Below are 16,936 nucleotides of genomic sequence, written 5' to 3'. Positions count from 1 at the left end.
AGGTAGTTAATTGAATGTGTGTTGTTTGTGTGAATCAATGCGCATTTTTGCGAAGTATTACGCTGATTTTGGTGATTATTTTGCCAAGTTTATGTTTTTCCTAATAGGTATGACACAAATCGTTATAAATTTTCGCTCTGATGATGAGGGGTGGCGGTTTGTATGCATAATGAACAGCACAGAGCTTAAACTCATTTGATCATGGCTTTATTCTGCCAAACTCTATCAAAAATTGTATTTATCTCTTTACTATAATTGCGATCGTTTAGAAACCTTATGCTTTAAGCATCGTTTATTTATCCTCATCCGATACCTTATCGTGCTTATTCCGCATTTGACACTCGAATGTTTAAACAAATAGATTCAACCTAATGAGTCAAAATGAAAAGTAAATAATGGATCATTCTTCTTCGAATATTATGATGTGAACTATCATTTAATTAATGAAAATGAAATGGATTAATGTAAAGCGTTGCGACTGTAGCTGTTATCTTTGAGCTTTGGTTTAAAGGGTAGGGTTAAAAGAATTTGTAAGTGGTGAACGCTAATAAAGGATGCTTATGAGATACACAGTAAGGGACGCACTCAAAAAGGAAGCAGCCCAAATCGCCAAGATACACGTTGATTCTTGGCAGGTGGCGTATAAAGGATTAATGCCAAAGAGCTACATAGAGCAGTTTACGATTGAGCGTCGAGAAAGGATGTGGGCGCGAGTGATGACGGAGCAACTGGCCCAATTGATCGTAGTTGAGAGGCAAGGAGAAATTGTTGGCTTTTTAAGTTACGAGTTACCTAACCACACCAGCGAAGATAAAACGGCATTAGTGACATGTTGCTACGTTACGCCGCTACATTATGGGCAAGGAGCAGGAAGTGCACTGTTAGATGAGTTAGAGACACGTTTGCTCTCTACGTCAGTTATGCAGATCAGTTTGAAAGCACTGGATACTAATCAACAGGGGCTTAACTTTTACAAGAAGTGTGGTTTTGTGCGTACTGGAGAGGAAGAGTCGGAAGTGATTGAGAGTATGACGCTGACCGATCTCACTTTAGTGAAGTATATTGCCCGTTCATAAATCAAATGCTATATGCCAAATATAGTAAAACCCCGGAGGTGGTAAGACTCCGGGGTTTTGAAATTTTGTAGATGTCTCGGTTGGTAAGTCCGATTATCTTTTATGCAAAAGGTTTGGATTTAATCCGATTAATTCCTTGGTAGGGAATTAGATACGGATGAAGTCCATGTGTTCAACTTTTGGCTTGAACGCGTGACGTTGAACGTCTTGTGGCTTAACTTTAACTTCTTTGCCATCGATAACTAGAACGATGCCTTCGTAGAATTCAGGCTTGTCCATTTGGTTTACGATGTCGTCGTGGTTAAGAACGATAGCTACTGCTGCTTCTTCACCGCCGTATACAACTGCAGGGAATTTGCCAGCGTGACGTAGGCGGCGGCTCGCACCTTTACCTAGTTCAGTACGTACTACTGCTTCGAATTTCATAGTATTTACTCTCAAATTAGTAAAAATCAAATGTTCACAATCAACAATGCGACCTTGTTGTTCGTGGTAAAGCTTGAAACAGGAACTGTTCAAGCGAGCGCGGATACTATCATTCCACTTATAAATGGGCAACCCAAATCGTATCCAAATCAACAAAAAGGTATGATTTAGCGGGGTGGAAGGCTATCCCTTTTAACGCTTTGCTTGGATTTTGTTCACATCGACTTCATTTTCATCGGTTTACTGATCAAGGTCCGAAGAACAAAGTTTACTGTTATATGCTTTATGTTCGGCTGAGATGTAAGACTAAAGATGCTTTTAATCCACCCAAAGCGCTTGTATCCAATGTTAATTGACCTCGGTAACTGTGTGCCATTTCACTGACTATGTTTAGACCAAGACCTGAGCCAGGGGTTGTTTCATCCAATCTAACTCCTCTCTTGATTACTTGACTCAGTTTCTCTTTAGGGATGCCTGGCCCATCATCTTCAATAATGATGTGTATATTTTCCTTATCCTGAGAGGAGTGCACACGAATCATGCTGTTGGCCCACTTATAGCCATTTTCTAGCAAGTTACCTAGCATTTCATCGAGATCGGTCTGCTCTACTGCTACATTCAGCTCTGAATCAAGTTCATTAATTAAGGTAATGCTTCGGCTCGCATACACTTTATCAAACGCCATTGAGATAGCATCCACACGATCTGCTGGGTTCGACTTCACTGATAATATGTTCATCGATCCGGCCATACGGGCACGACCCAAATGGTAATCGATATGGTCTTGTATTTGATTGATTGGAGCTCGGAGACGGGATTGTGCCTCAGGTTCTAACGTCTGAACTTCATTTTTTAGAACAGAAAGTGGCGTTTTAAGTGCATGAGATAGGTTACCTGCATGATTGCGAGCTCTCTCTAGTAATTCTTGGTAATGGAACAGCAGAGCGTTGAGGTCGAAGATTAGAGGAGAAATCTCTTTTGGGTAGGTTTCTTCTAGACTCTTTTTATTACCAGACTTCAGCTCGGCTAATTCTTTTTGTAGCTTTGTAAGCGGACTCAATGACCAAGCAATTTGCAGTAAAATGACGGTAAGTACGCCCGCGAATAATAAACCCAAAATAAGCCAAAGTTGGCCGATTAACGTTTGAAGGGTATTTTTAATGGGCTCTTCGTCAATACCAATAATAATGTGAATAGGACCATCGTAATCAGGAAGATAAAGCGCTTTTTCTAGCGTAATTAGTTTTTCGCCTCTTGCTCCATACGCATCTTTATCCAAACCTTTGTATTCGATTTTTTTGTCCCACAACGAACGAGAACGTTCGAGGCTTGCCTCTGTAGAGGCACTCCAATACAAACCACTGTAAGGTCGGTTAAATCGAGGGTCTGATAGCTGAGCTGCGAGTGAAAGATGCCCGGTGTTATCGACTTCTAACTGTGCGGCGACTTCATCCATAAAAATGCTGAGCTGTGAGCGAGTGTCATCAACCATATAGTTGTAGACCTGCGTCGGTATCGTCACACCAGCGGCGAGGATCATTGCCGTTAACCAAACGATCGCCGCTAAAACGAGGCGACTTTTGATACTCAGTCGTTTTATTGCGTTCAACGGTAGCCTGTTTCTATTCGGCATTTAATTGGTATCCCAACCCTCGGACAGTTTTGATGATCTTTGGTGCGATTTTTTTGCGAATTCGGCCGATAAAAACTTCGATTGTGTTGGAGTCACGATCAAAGTCTTGTTTGTAAATGTGCTCGACGAGTTCGGTTCGAGAAATCACTTTTTCCGGGTTATGCATAAAGTAAGCGACCACTTTATACTCTAGCGCCGTCAAGCTTACCGCTTGCCCTTGCCACATGACTTTAGAAGTGCGTGTATCCAAGCTCAAGTCGCCAATTTGCATCACAGGAGAGGCATTACCAGAGGCTCTTCGCAGCTGTGCACGAATACGAGCGATAAGCTCAACCATTTCAAATGGTTTAGTTAGGTAATCGTCTGCACCTGCGTTTAAGCCTTCAACTCGCTGCGTTAGGGTGTCGCGAGCGCTTAGAATCACGACAGGAGTATTAATGTTTTCATCTCTGATGCCTTTTAGGACGGTAAGACCATCCAGTTTTGGCAAGCCGAGGTCGAGAACAATGGCGTCCCATTCTTCCGAAGTCGCGCGATACAGAGCGTCTATGCCATCTTGGGACAATTCTGGTACCCAGCCGGTACTTTCTAATGTTTCGATGATTTGCTCGCCTAAACGAGGATCATCTTCAACAACAAGTATTTTCATATTGATGATTCTTATTATGTTTGGATTTTTATCGAAGTAAGTTACGCATCGTGTCTGGATTACGCATTAGACAAGTTTAGTTGTTTTGCGGCTTTAACGCTTTGTTAAAGCTGCGACCTTTGATCTCAAGCATTTCCAGCGTGGCGGCGTCGTACTCAACTTTCAGGACGCTATTGTTGTACAGAATTTTCAATTCATACACCCAAGCATCATCATCTTCTTCAAGCTCGACCTTGATGATGCGGCCGTATAAGTCGTTTTCTACTGCGGCGTAAAGTTCCGAAAATGGTCGTATATATCCTTGTTGAACCGCGCGGTAGACCTCATCTTGATCTTCATCGAATTCGATGCGTGTTCCTGGCTTTTCGACATCTTGCACGATGGCGTGGCCATTTTGTGATGTGTACTCGTTGTCATGCTTGGCAAAACTTGGTGCACACATGAATGTCGTGATAAGGCCGAAAAGTAACGCAGAATGTAGAGAAGTCGTTGCTTTATACATAGTCAAACCTTTTCTGGAGCGTTAGCCGCAGTATATCGGATATAGATGAACAGAGAGTGAATCAGCTAATTAAGTTTTGCCATGTGTTGTCGATGTTATTTCAACTCATCTTCAAAAATTTTATCTCGCAGCTTCCAAAAGCGACCAGATTTTCTAGCAATAACAAACTGAGGCAAACGGAAACGATGTTGATTAGCTACAACGCGTGTCGGTGAAGTCTCTTCAAAAGGGCGATGCTTGTCTGCTAAGTGGGGGCGTACGAACTGATCTTTAAACGTTTGTTTTTGTTTTTTGGTACTCAATGACCAAAACTCATGAACTAACGCATTGCCTTCGCCTTGGTATGGTTCACCAGAATACGTCACTTTTAGCTGAGATTTACCATCACTGGACTTAAATACAGATAGGTCCATTTCTGTGCATTCAAAGATTAATGCATCTTTGAGATTAAGGGCTTCTTTTAGCTTTTTATCTGGGTCAACGAGCGTCGCGTCACACTCATGACAAATTCGTGCAGCAATATCGTTGTCCGCACCACATTCACCACAGTATTTGGCACGAAAACGGTAGCCACAGTGTTCACGTTCGCCTGTGTCTTCATCTTCAAAGTAACCTTGGCAACGTCTGCCAAAGTGTTCAACCAAGAAACCGTTACTATCCAACTTACCCCAGAAGTTGTTATTGAATCCGCAAGCCGGGCAAGGAATCGTGATAATTTCACTGTCAGAGTCTGGTTTGGGATCACCGACTTCAGGTTGGTATAAATCGTAGCTGTTGCCTGCGTAATCAAGCACTAAACATTCTGATTTTCCGTCTGATAAGCGTAATCCTCGTCCTACTATCTGTTGGTACAGACTGACTGACTCTGTTGGTCGCAAAATCGCGATTAAATCGACATGCGGCGCATCAAACCCGGTTGTCAGTACCGAAACATTGACTAAGTATTTTATTTGACGATTCTTGAACGCTTGGATGATCGCATCGCGCTCCGGCGTAGGTGTATCACCAATGACGATTTCAGTTTCGCCTTCTGGCAATAAACTGTGTATCTCTTGTGCGTGTCGAACAGTTGCAGCGAAGATCATGACACCTTGACGCTCTTTCGCATATTGCATGATTTGCTCAACAATTTGCGGAGTCGCACGTTTGGCTTTATCGATCACCATGTCCATTTCTGCTTCTTTGTAGCGTCCGGTGTTAGCGGGCTTCAGCTGAGAGAAGTCGTAAGACAAAACGGGGGCATCCATCATGCGGGCTGGAGTGAGGAAGTTTTCGTCGAGCAAGTAACGGATCGGCAGTTCGAAAATACAATCGCGGAAGAATCGAGGCTCTTCGGTTCGCACTTGACCTCGGGTGTGATACTGATAAATCCAGCCCATTCCTAAACGATAGGGCGTTGCAGTTAGTCCCAGCACCTTAATGCCAGGGTTCAGTTCTCGTAAGTGAGTAATAACTTTTTGGTAGCTGCTGTTTTTGTCATCTGGCACACGATGGCACTCATCAATAACGAGCAGAGAAAACTGGTTTTTGAACGAATCTAAGTTACGTACGACCGATTGAACCGAAGCAAACACGACTTGCTGGTCAGTTTCTTTTCGTCCCAATCCTGCTGAGAAGATAGAACCTTTTAAACCATAACCTTCATACTTTGCGTGGTTTTGCTCGACCAGTTCTTTTACGTGGGCGAGGACTAACACTCGTCCTTTCGCAAGGCGAGCAAGTTCTGCGATCACCAAGCTTTTTCCTGCACCGGTTGGCAGCACGATCACTGCTGGTGTCGAGTGTTTACGAAAGTAATGAATAACGGCTTTAACCGAGTCGGCTTGATAAGGACGAAGTGTGTACATGAAAATATGTGAAATTGCTCAACTATTCGAACGAGGAACGCTATAATACCTGACTTTTATACCCAAGTGACCTTTAAACCAAGATTTAGAGATCACTTGGGTATAATTCAATGAGGTATTCATGCGTTTAGATAAATATTTGTGTGACGCTCTGGGTGCAACACGCAAACAGGCAACAAAGATCATCAAAAGTGGAGACATCACCGTTGACGGTGAGGTTCAAAAAAGTGGTGCATTTAAAGTACCTAAAGGTGCGGAAGTGATGTGGGAAGACCGTGTTATTGGTGCTCCTGGTCCTCGTTACATTATGTTGTATAAGCCTGCTGACTTTGTTTGTTCACATGAAGATGGCTACAACCAAACTGCATTCGCATTGCTTGATGAGCCTAAAATTGAAAACCTTCACTTTGCGGGCCGATTAGATGTCGACACAACTGGTTTAGTATTGATTACGGATGATGGTAAGTGGTCTCATCGTATTACCTCACCTAAGCATAAGTGTGAGAAAACGTACCGTGTTTGGCTCGTCGATGCTATTCAGCCAGATTACGAGGAAAAGCTCGAACAAGGCATCATTTTGCGCAATGAATCAGAAGCAACATTGCCTGCTCGTTTGGAAATCGTGAACGAGGCTGAGAATGAAGTATTGTTAACTATCGTGGAAGGTAAGTATCACCAAGTGAAACGTATGTTCGCGGCGTTAGGAAATAAAGTTGAGTACTTACATCGTGAGCGTATTGGTTCTATCGAACTTGATGAGGCACTAGAACCAGGTGATTATCGCTACCTCACGCAAGAAGAAATTGATTCTATTTGGAATTAATTGTCGGCATGGGAAATTCTTTAGTTCCTAATAGGAACTAGTCTTTTGGTAGGAATTGGCTCAAAATAAATTTTCCTACCAAAATTAGTGCCTAGACAATTCCGGTGTGCTTACTCATCTCAGTGATATGCCTTTGCATTTAGCTGATGCATGCATACTCTTATTGCAAAGCCTTCGGCTACGGTGAATGGAATGATGGTGTCAACGCCATCATTTTTACTGCATTGTGTTTGTTTCCCATAAACACATTTCGCTTTCACATGCTTTTCTATGTCGAGTTCGTCAAGGTCACACCTTGGTACATATTTGCCCTTATGATTCTCGAACGTTGGATAGAACAGGTTTTTGGCTTCTACATTCAGCGATATGAGAACTTCCGTTATTTTCACTTTGTTCTGCAAGTATTGACGGTAGGGCTCCAACAAGAGGTAAAAGAATGACAGAAAAAGCTCAAAGTGCTCCGCAATCCCAAATCAGTTTTCTATTGTTTCTGGTACTAGGAGCGATTGGTGCTTTGACGCCTTTGGCGATCGATATGTATTTGCCTGCGATGCCGACAATAGCGAAAGATTTGGGGGTCGCGCCTGGCGCGGTTCAGATTACGTTGACGGCTTATACCGCGGGTTTTGCGATCGGCCAGTTAATTCACGGGCCGCTTGCCGATAGCTTTGGTCGCAGACCTGTGTTGATTTTAGGCGTACTTTTCTTCGGCTTGGCTGCTGTTGTGAGTGCGACAACAAATGGCATTGATGCGCTGACCTATGTACGTACGGCACAAGGTTTTGCTGGCGCGGCAGCGGCGGTCATTATCCAAGCCGTCGTGCGTGACATGTTTGACCGTGAAGACTTTGCACGCGCAATGTCCTTCGTTACTCTGGTCATTACTATTGCGCCGTTGGTGGCACCGATGATCGGTGGCCATCTCGCGATTTGGTTTGGTTGGCGTTCCATTTTTTGGGTACTAGCTATTTTCGCTGTAGTTGTGATTTTTCTCGTACTTTGGAAAATCCCTGAAACGTTACAGCCTGAAAATCGTCAGCCTCTTCGTTTCCGCACGACGCTGAGAAACTACGCCAGATTATGCTCCAATCCTGAAGCGATCGGTTTGATGCTCTCAGGTGCGTTTTCATTTTCCGGAATGTTTGCATTTTTGACGGCGGGTTCGTTTGTTTATATTGATTTATATGGTGTTCGACCAGACCACTTTGGTTACCTATTTGGTTTGAACATTGTGGCGATGATCATCATGACCAGTATTAATGGTCGCTTGGTGAAGAAAGTGGGTTCCCATGCCATGCTTCGTTTTGGGTTGTTCGTGCAACTTTTGGCGGGGATTGGTTTATTCGTAAGTTGGTTAATGGACTTCGGATTATGGGGCATTGTGCCTTTTGTTGTGCTGTTTATCGGTACATTGTCGACGATAGGTAGTAACGCGATGGCGCTGCTTTTAAGTGGTTACCCATCAATGGCGGGTACGGCGTCGTCTCTAGCGGGGACATTAAGATTCGGTATCGGTTCATTGGTTGGTGCGCTGGTGGCATCACTGCCCGGGAATGTTGCTTGGCCGATGATCATCGTGATGTTTGCTTGTTCTGTGCTTTCAGCACTGTTTTATTGGACTTTAGGAAGAAAGGCGTAATGTCGAATTACACCAAAGAAATTCAAAACTTGGTTAACTCAGCACTTGAAGAGTTAGATCAAGAGCATCGCTCAGGTAAGTTAGCCAATGCCCCTGTTGCGAATAACCATTATTTAGTGCGTTGGGTAACAAAGGCGCTAAAATCACAACGTTTCGGACGTACGGTAGGCGATGACTTAACGCGTTGGCAAAAAGCAGGTCGCTCAAAGGGGAACGATGCTGGTTTGTTGTTTATCTTTAAACGTATTTCTGCTTTTTATGCGCAATTCTTCCCTGAAGGTGAAGACTCCAAAGTGTTCAAAGATTCAGATATTGAGTCTTTTCTTGATTTGATGGAGCAAGCAGGCTGGGAAGTCTCAACGTCTGAGCAACTGATTGGGTGCGGCAAAGTACAAATCTTCACTGAAGGTCAAAACTCTTTAGCGTTATGTGCAGACCAATGCGAAAGCTGTTTTGATGGCGAGTTGCTCGTAAAGCCAATGAGTTGGTTTGTACGTGGCAATCATGCTGAGTTTGTTGAGAAAGCAGCGCAAGCGGGCTTTATGGTACATAAGGTAACAGACTACAAATCGATGGTGAAATACCATGGCGAGTACCTTATTTTTCCAGCAAACGAAGGCAACCAGTTAGCCGAAATTCCACTCTCGTTCAAAGCTGACTAAAGTGACATTTTGAGTGTTTAGAAGCCCCTGTTATTGGGGCTTTTTGTTTTCTAAACGGTTTGCTTCTTTCGCGATGGCTTTGACCATGCCTTTAAATATGAAAAGATGGGCTGGCATCATTGCAAACCAATAAAGCAGCCCAAGAAACCCTTGCGGGTGCCACCAGGCGGTAATATCCAATTCTCGTTCGTCACCGAGATCTTTGATGGTAATTTCTAAACGCCCAAGGCCTGGGCCTTTCATACCAAAAAACAGTGAAAGAAACTGATTGTTATCGCAGCGAATCACTTTCCAAGAGTCAATAAAATCACCGACTTTGAGCTCTGGTCCAGGAGGAGAAACGCGAATCGGTTTTCCGCCGCCAAAAAAGATATCGAGCCATTCACGTGTACGCCACAAGATGTTGGCAAAGTAATAGCCTTTTTCGCGACTCCCGATCTTTTGCGCCACTTTCCATAATGCCGCAGCGGAGGCTTGAGTTTTAATGCTCGCTCCAGCTTGTTTTGGGTAATAGCCATATCCTGGTTGCCATCGACGAAGCGCTGCGGGTTCAAACCCCCAGACATTACTGCGTACAAATGTGCCTTCATCTTGAATGGTATCAGTTACCGCTTGCTCGTAGCTGATCAGCGTTTGAGGAAATCGTTCTTCAATCGCTTTAGAGTCTGCAATGTAGTCGTGCTCTAAGCCCGCAAGTAATGCTTTACCGATACTAGTTGGCACTGAGGTAACTAAACCTAGCCAGTACGATGCCATTTTCGGAGTAAGTAGCGGGGTCGACCACAGCCGATACGGCTTGTTCGTGATTCGGCAAATGACTTTGAACTGTTCGCGGTAGCTAAGTGTATCTGGCCCACCAACTTCATAAATTTGACTTTCTTCTGGAGAGGGGGCTTCTGCTAACTTCAACAAATAGTGGTTGAGATTGGGCAAGGCAATAGGGTTCGCTTTTGAGTCGACCCATTTAGGCGCGATCAAAATAGGTAAGTTGTAGACAAAGTCACGCATGATTTCGAAAGCGGCAGAGCCGGGGCCGATGATAACGCCAGCACGCAATTCAGTTACTGGAATACCAGACTGTCGAATTATTTTTCCCGTGGCTTTACGAGCGGCTAAATGGCGAGAGTTTCCGGTTTGAGGTTGAATGGCGCTCAAATAGATAACATGCTCGACGGAGCTTTGTTCCAACGCATATTTGAAGTTCAAAGCAAGGTTTAGTTCGTACTCAACAAAGTCATCACCTTGAGCCATCCCGTGCACGAGAAAAAAGACTAAATCAAAATCGTTCACTACAGCCTTCGTGGTCTCTGCGTCAGCCAAGTCGAGATACCTTAACGTTAAATTAGGGTGAGGCTGAGTTCTTGACTCTAAATAATCAATATGTCGCGCCGCTGCTGTGACGGCGTAACCTTTATCTAAGAGTAACGGAAGAAGTTGAGAGCCAATGTAACCCGAGGCGCCTAGCACCAACACCTTTTTCATTATCTGTCCTTTTATCGTTGGTGGAATAAACACCACAGAGTATAATCATGAGACACTTTCCCCATTCTATCAATAAGTTGTCGTTGGAGCGCTTGTGACTTTTCTTTCTCAACTCTCAATACACGCAGATAAAGCATTCTTACGTCGTTTATTTGCAATCGCGTTACCAATTACACTGCAAAGCATGATGTTTTCTAGCCGAAGCCTCGTCGATGTTCTTATGCTTGGTCAACTTGGTGAAGCAGAAATTGCCGCTGTTGGAGTTGCTGCGCGCGCGACTTTCGTCACCACCATCATGTTAGTTGGGGTGACAACGGGCGGTGCGTTGTTAACCGCTCAATATTGGGGGGCTGGCGATAAAGTTGGGGTGCGTCGCAGTACCGCTTTAACATGGATGATCGCAATGATGTTTGCTGCGATTGCTGTTGCTTTGTTTGTTGTTTTTCCACAACTCATCATGAGCTTGACTACCGATTCACAAGAAGTGATTGAATTAGGGGCCAGCTATCTCATTATTTCGTCGGTTAGCATGTTTGCTGTTGCATGTGTGGCCAGTATGTCGGTGGGCCTAAGGGCGATGCACCAACCAGGCCTAAGCACTTTTTTTAGTGGTATAGGCATTTTATCTAATGTGTTTCTTAACTGGGTTTTAATTTTTGGTCAATTAGGCTTTCCTGCTCTGGGTATTACGGGAGCAGCGATCGCAACGGTAATCAGTGGCGCGATCGAAGTAGGTTGCCTGTTTGGTTATCTATGGTTGAAAAAACACATAATCGCATTTGGTTGGGATGATATACGCGCAGGATTGGTCTTAGATAAAATTACGCGTTTCTTGAGCCTCTCTTTGCCAACCACATTTAACTTCTTGGCGTGGGCTGGTGGGCTGTTTGCTTATCACGCCATCATGGGGCAAGCAGGCGTACAAGGTTTGGCGGCACTTTCCGTAATGACACCTGTTGAGTCGATCGCATTGGCGATGATGATTGGTTTATCGAATGCGGCTGCAGTTCTAGTAGGGAACCAGCTCGGCGCTCGTAATTTTGAACCCGTTTATTATCAAGCATGGGCTACGGTCATTTTGAATGTGCTTATCGCATTTGTGGTCGCCATCTTGTTGATAGTGTCAAATCAATGGATCCTTAATGCGTTTAGTGCACTGACAACAGACACTCGCGAGCTAGCTGAACAGTTTATGGTGATTCTAGCGTTGGGTGTCGTGTTACGCTCGGTGCCGATGATGGCGATTGTTGGTGTATTACGCGCGGGCGGTGATGTTAAGTTTTGTTTGTATCAAGACATCTTGGCGCAGTGGGTGATCGGGATTCCACTCGCAGCATTTGCAGCGATTTATCTCAATTGGGACCCACAATGGGTTTACTTACTCTTTTTGACGGAAGAAGTTGTGAAGTGGGCGATTTGCTTGCCAAGAATGGTTAGCCGAAAATGGATGAAAAACCTGATTGGCCAGTAAGGAGGAACAGAGTTTATTTTGGCTGCAAAAATCTGCTCAAAACGTCAACAAAATTAGCAACAGAAAGTGAATCGAGTTGCATTTGTACTTCCATAGTGTGATCAAGCATTCAAAATACTTTCTACTAACAGGATTTTAGTGTAGATTCTGATCCCAATTTTTAAACACCATCCGAGCGGCATAATCAATGTTAAAACTGTCAGACCTATGTAAAGGCTATGTAGACGGGGGAGAGTTTCACCCTGTATTACAAGGGGCAGAATTAACATTGCAGCAAGGCGACCAAGTTGCTCTGATGGGAGAAAGTGGTTCGGGTAAAAGTACTCTGCTGAATTTAATCGCCGGATTAGATACTGCTGACTCTGGTGAAGTGCAGTTTCCAAATTTTGCTATGCATGAAGCACCGGAGCATTTAAGAACCCTTTATCGCCGCAACAATATTGGTAATATCTTCCAACAATTCAACCTGCTTCCTACACTTAATATTGCCGACAATATTCGTTTTTGTCGTCAGTTAAAAGGTCTGCCGGAAGATAAAGAGTTGTGGCGTCAAATTCTTTCTGCTTTGGACTTAATGCCATTGCTAGGACGTTATCCGGAAGAGGCGTCTGGTGGTCAGCAACAACGTGCGGCGATTGCTCGCGCCCTTTATATGGAACCCAAAATCCTGCTTGCTGATGAGCCAACTGGTAGCCTAGACGAGCGAAACGCAGAAGCAGTAATGCGCTTATTAACGAGTCTCGCTCGCCAATTGGAGTGTACTTTGCTGTTAGTGACGCACAGTGAAAAAGTGGCCGCCCATATGGAAGGAAAGATTCGACTTCAAGGAGGGCAGCTACATGTTATGGCCCGTAGTTAAGGCACTACTCGGTCATTACCGTCGTTACCCTCTACAAATTATTCTTGTCTGGCTGGGATTAACTTTAGGCGTGTCCCTCCTTGTTGGTGTTACTTCTATCAACCAGCATGCAAAACAAAGTTATGCTACTGGGGAAAAGCTTTTCTCCAATCCTTTGCCATACCGAATCCGAACGAAGCACTCTGCCAATAAAATTCCTCAAGGTTTCTATATTCAGTTACGTCGAGCTGGGTTCAACCAATGTGCACCGTTTGACGTGCTTCATCTAGATGCCAAGACCGATATGAGCCTGATGTTGGTGGGGATAGATCCTGTCGCGATGATCCCACTACAACAAGGAAAATCGCTAGGTGAGATGCCTGTTTTATCACTAATGAAGCCTCCTTATCCTATTCTTGTTAGTCAAGATTTGGCCGCTTACATGAGTTGGCAGGATGGGGATTTCATTGAGATGAATGATGGAAGCCGTCTTGGGCCTATTCAAGTAGATAAGGACAAGATGCTTTCAGGTACTCGGCTGGTTACTGATATATCGTTGTTGCGTATGCTCAAGCGGAGCTCAGGTTTGTCTGCGATTTCTTGTGGCGAAATGCCAGAGGAAAAGCTAATAGCACTGAAAAACATGCTGCCAAACGGAATGACGCTTGTTAGGAATACGCGTACTGAGCTTGAGTCGCTAACTAACGCATTCCATATGAATCTCACCGCGATGGGAATGCTGTCGTTTTTGGTCGGGTTGTTTATTTTTTATCAAGCGATGTCTCTGTCTTTCATCCAGCGACAACGTTTGGTCGGTATTTTGAGACAGACTGGTGTTAACGGAACACAGTTAGCGCAAGCCTTATTGCTAGAGTTGTCTTTGCTCGTCTTTATTGCGTGGGCGTGTGGTAACTTTTTTGGCTTGATCTTAGCGAATGAACTTATCCCAGCAGTGTCTTCGAGCCTGAGTGATTTGTATGATGCCAACGTAGGTTTAACCATAGGATGGTCATGGCAATCTAGCTTATATAGCCTAATCATGGCAGCGATGGGTGCGTTGATATCGTGTCTGTGGCCATTAATCCGTTTGCTGAAGTCACAACCAATCCGCCTTTCTTCTCGACTGTCGCTAATGCGATTTGCTGGAAGAGAGTTCTCTTGGCAGGCGCTTGCGGCATGTGCGTTTTGTGTCGCTGCAATAGCGGTATATCAGGCGCCGAAAACACAAGAAACCGGCTTTGCAATTATTGCGCTGATGTTGATTAGTGTGGCGTTGTTTATGCCATTTATTATGTGGCATATGTTCCAAAGTTTTTCTTATACCATGCGATGGGTTCGTGTCCGTTGGTTTTTTGCTGATGCAGCAGCCAGCATGAGCTATCGAGGTGTGGCTACGATGGCGTTTATGTTAGCGCTGGCGGCAAACATTGGTGTAGAAACAATGGTCGGAAGCTTTCGAGATACAACCGATAAGTGGCTAAATCAGCGATTAGCCGCTGATGTGTACATCTATCCGACTAACAATTCAGCCGCTAGGATGAGCGCATGGCTCCAGAATCAGCCAGAGGTGAACTCGGTTTGGTGGCGCTGGGAAAAAGATATGCCGACCGAGCATGGTGCTCTGCAAGTTGTGAGTACTGGCTCTTCTGAAGGTGAGTTAGACTCACTTACCGTCAAGTTAGGTGTCCCAAATTACTGGTATCAACTGCACGCTACCAAGAGCTTAATGGTCAGTGAGTCGATGGCCTTGAAGCTGGATATCCGCCCTGGCGATTTCATTAACTTGCAAGAACCGCTTGGTGGTGATTGGCAAGTCGTAGGCGTTTACTACGATTATGGAAACCCATATAACCAGGTGATGATGTCGCACCGGAATTGGCTGTATGCATTTGCAGGTACGGGTAATGTTGGTCTTGGCGTAGTATTAAAAGATAACGTCAATGGAGAAGGGCTGAAAAATCGCTTAGAGAATGTATTCCGTCTCCCGCAAGATCGTGTGTTTGATAACGGTAATATTTATAGCCAAGCAATGAGAGTGTTTGATCATACCTTTGCGATAGCAGGAACCTTGGGCAATATCACGCTGATTATTGCCGTGTTTGGTTTATTCTTTGCGACGTTGGCAGGAGAACTTTCACGGCAGCGGCATTTTTCCTTATTAAGGTGCATGGGTGTGTCCGGAAAAGAACTTGTCGTATTAGGTGGTTTGCAGCTATTCGTCTTCGGAGCCATTTCTGCGATTATTGCAGTGCCGCTCGGCTTGGCGCTCGCACATTTGATCGTTGATATTATCATTAAGCAATCATTTGGCTGGTCTCTAGAGCTTCAAACGATTCCATGGGAGTATGCTCAAACCATTGCTTGGGCGATGCTTGCCATCATGGTTGCTGGCGCATTGCCAGTTATTAGAATGATCAAAAGTACACCGATGAAGTCATTAAGGGACGCGTTGTAATGAAAAAAATGGGCTCTAAAAAACGCTTGTTGGTTTCAACGCTCATTGTTGTTACGTTCGCTTTTCTGACTGGGGCTGCTTTTTACTCAACTTTTTGGTTAGAGGCGACAGCAACACGAGAAAGCGAACTTGATTCTATCTTAACGCGTGAAAATCAAACGATTTTCGAGCCTGTACTACCTAATGAGCATGTCTCTTTACCCTCAGACTTTCGCTTTCATCCCGAGTATCAGCATGAATGGTGGCACTACTTTGCGAAACTAAAAGATGAGCAAGGCAAGATCTACAATGTTCAATGGAGCTATTTCAGGGTTGCGACGGACGAGCGAGAAACCAGCGGTTGGCAGAACCCTCAATTGTACATTTCACATGTTGTCGTCAGTCATGGCTCGCATGTATGGAAAGAGCAACGGGTAGCTAGAGGTGGGATAGGCCAAGCTGGTATGATCAATCGTCCTTTCAGGTTATGGATTGATAATTGGACTTGGCGATCACTCGGTGCGACGCCTTTCCCGGGCAACTTGAATGTGAATACTGATACGTTTGGACTTGAGCTCAATACCATGACAAGCGGCCCCTTTGTGGTGAATGGAGACAAAGGCTTCCAAGTTAAACATGCGTTGCAATCTGTTGCTTCTTTCAGCTTCAGTGCTCCATTTTTAAAAGTAAAAGGCAGCTTAAGCTTAAATGGTAAGCGATTCTCAGTGACGGGTTCTGCTTGGGCGCAAAAAGAGTGGGGCAGCGGCTTAATTGGTGAGGGGCAACAAGGCTGGGATTGGTTTGTTTTCAATTTAGATGATGGTCGAGCATTAACTGTTAGCCGTTATCGTCACCATGGGCAAACACCGCACGTGTTTGGCACGTTGTCGACACGCTCAGGTAAAGTCATCAACCTCTCAGACGATGATATCAGTATTAAACCAATGCAAGTGACCAGTTTATCCAATGGAAGAAGGTTACCTTTGCAGTGGATTATCAATATTCCGAAGCATCAAATTAATTTGACTACCCGCATTATCAAGTCAGATATGTGGCTACCCTTTGTAATACCTTACTGGGAAGGGCCTACTTTAGCTTCCGGCTCCAATGAGGCTTGGGGCTTTATGCAGCTGACAGGCTATTGAGTTGTGAAGAAAACCACCCCCTACGGGTGGTTTTTTAGTGCGCGAAGCTTCCTAGCTTTTTCTCAAAAGTACGGGGTTATCATGATGGTACAAGCCGTGTTATGCTGATTTTCTCATCATCTTGATAAATATTTGGTGCGACAAAAACAAATACGATGTCCGATCAAAATTGAGTGTCATGTTGGAAAATACGATGTATAGTAAACTTAACATCGAAAAAACCGAAGTTTATACTCTGAAGAAGCGATTATTCTAAAGTTTTCGACAGCTATACACTCTTATCACTCTTTGTTAATCGTTTATTAAGAT

The 16,936-nt window shown here is 44.4% G+C and carries 14 protein-coding genes; 8 read left to right on the top strand and 6 right to left on the bottom strand.

Annotated features, from left to right (window positions below; genetic code table 11):
- Positions 1-560 precede the first annotated feature (560 nt).
- Positions 561-1,076, top strand: a complete 516-nt coding sequence (locus R7Z47_RS09315) for a GNAT family N-acetyltransferase (RefSeq protein WP_017634886.1) — start codon at positions 561-563, stop codon at positions 1,074-1,076.
- A gap of 147 nt (positions 1,077-1,223) precedes the next feature.
- On the opposite strand, the gene rplY is transcribed toward R7Z47_RS09315, so the two are convergent.
- The 5 genes from rplY to R7Z47_RS09290 form a co-directional block, all read right to left on the bottom strand.
- Positions 1,224-1,502: a 50S ribosomal protein L25 gene (gene rplY / locus R7Z47_RS09310; RefSeq protein ID WP_005378066.1), complete on the bottom strand. Its 279-nt coding sequence runs from the start codon at positions 1,500-1,502 to the stop codon at positions 1,224-1,226.
- 283 nt (positions 1,503-1,785) lie between these two features.
- Positions 1,786-3,135, bottom strand: a complete 1,350-nt coding sequence (locus tag R7Z47_RS09305; RefSeq protein ID WP_005378071.1) for an ATP-binding protein — start codon at positions 3,133-3,135, stop codon at positions 1,786-1,788.
- On the bottom strand, positions 3,125-3,784 hold the full coding sequence (locus tag R7Z47_RS09300; protein WP_005378073.1) for a response regulator transcription factor: 660 nt from the start codon (positions 3,782-3,784) through the stop codon (positions 3,125-3,127). Before R7Z47_RS09300 ends, R7Z47_RS09305 begins: the two co-directional genes overlap by 11 nt.
- Positions 3,785-3,860: 76 nt before the next feature.
- A complete protein-coding gene (locus R7Z47_RS09295; protein ID WP_372036143.1) occupies positions 3,861-4,226 on the bottom strand; it encodes a PepSY domain-containing protein in 366 nt (121 codons plus the stop codon).
- A gap of 155 nt (positions 4,227-4,381) precedes the next feature.
- A complete protein-coding gene (locus R7Z47_RS09290) occupies positions 4,382-6,133 on the bottom strand; it encodes a DEAD/DEAH box helicase (protein ID WP_262606591.1) in 1,752 nt (583 codons plus the stop codon).
- A 121-nt stretch (positions 6,134-6,254) separates the two neighbouring features.
- Here R7Z47_RS09290 and rsuA point away from each other — a divergent pair, with 121 nt between their 5' ends.
- The 3 genes from rsuA (at position 6,255) to R7Z47_RS09275 (ending at position 9,257) form a co-directional block, all read left to right on the top strand.
- Entirely contained in the window at positions 6,255-6,956 is a 702-nt protein-coding gene (rsuA, locus tag R7Z47_RS09285) for a 16S rRNA pseudouridine(516) synthase RsuA (protein WP_017820850.1), read from the top strand.
- Positions 6,957-7,392: 436 nt separating this feature from the next.
- Complete coding sequence (locus R7Z47_RS09280; protein WP_017820848.1) at positions 7,393-8,595, top strand: Bcr/CflA family multidrug efflux MFS transporter; 1,203 nt, start codon at positions 7,393-7,395, stop codon at positions 8,593-8,595.
- Positions 8,595-9,257, top strand: a complete 663-nt coding sequence (locus R7Z47_RS09275; RefSeq protein WP_005378053.1) for a DUF2913 family protein — start codon at positions 8,595-8,597, stop codon at positions 9,255-9,257. The genes R7Z47_RS09280 and R7Z47_RS09275 overlap by 1 nt, the downstream gene beginning before the upstream one ends.
- 30 nt (positions 9,258-9,287) lie before the next feature.
- Here R7Z47_RS09275 and R7Z47_RS09270 read toward each other — a convergent pair whose 3' ends face one another.
- Complete coding sequence (locus R7Z47_RS09270) at positions 9,288-10,739, bottom strand: DUF2867 domain-containing protein (RefSeq protein ID WP_053349522.1); 1,452 nt, start codon at positions 10,737-10,739, stop codon at positions 9,288-9,290.
- A gap of 94 nt (positions 10,740-10,833) precedes the next feature.
- Between R7Z47_RS09270 and R7Z47_RS09265 the strand changes: the two genes are divergently transcribed.
- The 4 genes from R7Z47_RS09265 (at position 10,834) to R7Z47_RS09250 (ending at position 16,627) form a co-directional block, all read left to right on the top strand.
- Positions 10,834-12,210: an MATE family efflux transporter gene (locus R7Z47_RS09265; RefSeq protein ID WP_213870495.1), complete on the top strand. Its 1,377-nt coding sequence runs from the start codon at positions 10,834-10,836 to the stop codon at positions 12,208-12,210.
- A gap of 187 nt (positions 12,211-12,397) precedes the next feature.
- Positions 12,398-13,069 (top strand): ABC transporter ATP-binding protein, encoded by a 672-nt coding sequence (locus R7Z47_RS09260; RefSeq protein WP_005378040.1) that lies wholly within the window; start codon positions 12,398-12,400, stop codon positions 13,067-13,069.
- On the top strand, positions 13,050-15,503 hold the full coding sequence (locus R7Z47_RS09255; RefSeq protein WP_213970479.1) for an ABC transporter permease: 2,454 nt from the start codon (positions 13,050-13,052) through the stop codon (positions 15,501-15,503). The genes R7Z47_RS09260 and R7Z47_RS09255 overlap by 20 nt, the downstream gene beginning before the upstream one ends.
- Positions 15,503-16,627: a lipocalin-like domain-containing protein gene (locus R7Z47_RS09250; protein ID WP_042521997.1), complete on the top strand. Its 1,125-nt coding sequence runs from the start codon at positions 15,503-15,505 to the stop codon at positions 16,625-16,627. The genes R7Z47_RS09255 and R7Z47_RS09250 overlap by 1 nt, the downstream gene beginning before the upstream one ends.
- The last annotated feature ends 309 nt before the right edge of the window (positions 16,628-16,936 follow it).

Source organism: Vibrio sp. 1641 (assembly GCF_033339995.1).
In the GTDB taxonomy this organism is placed as follows: domain Bacteria; phylum Pseudomonadota; class Gammaproteobacteria; order Enterobacterales; family Vibrionaceae; genus Vibrio; species Vibrio alginolyticus.
This window is presented reverse-complemented; position numbering and strand designations above follow the sequence as displayed.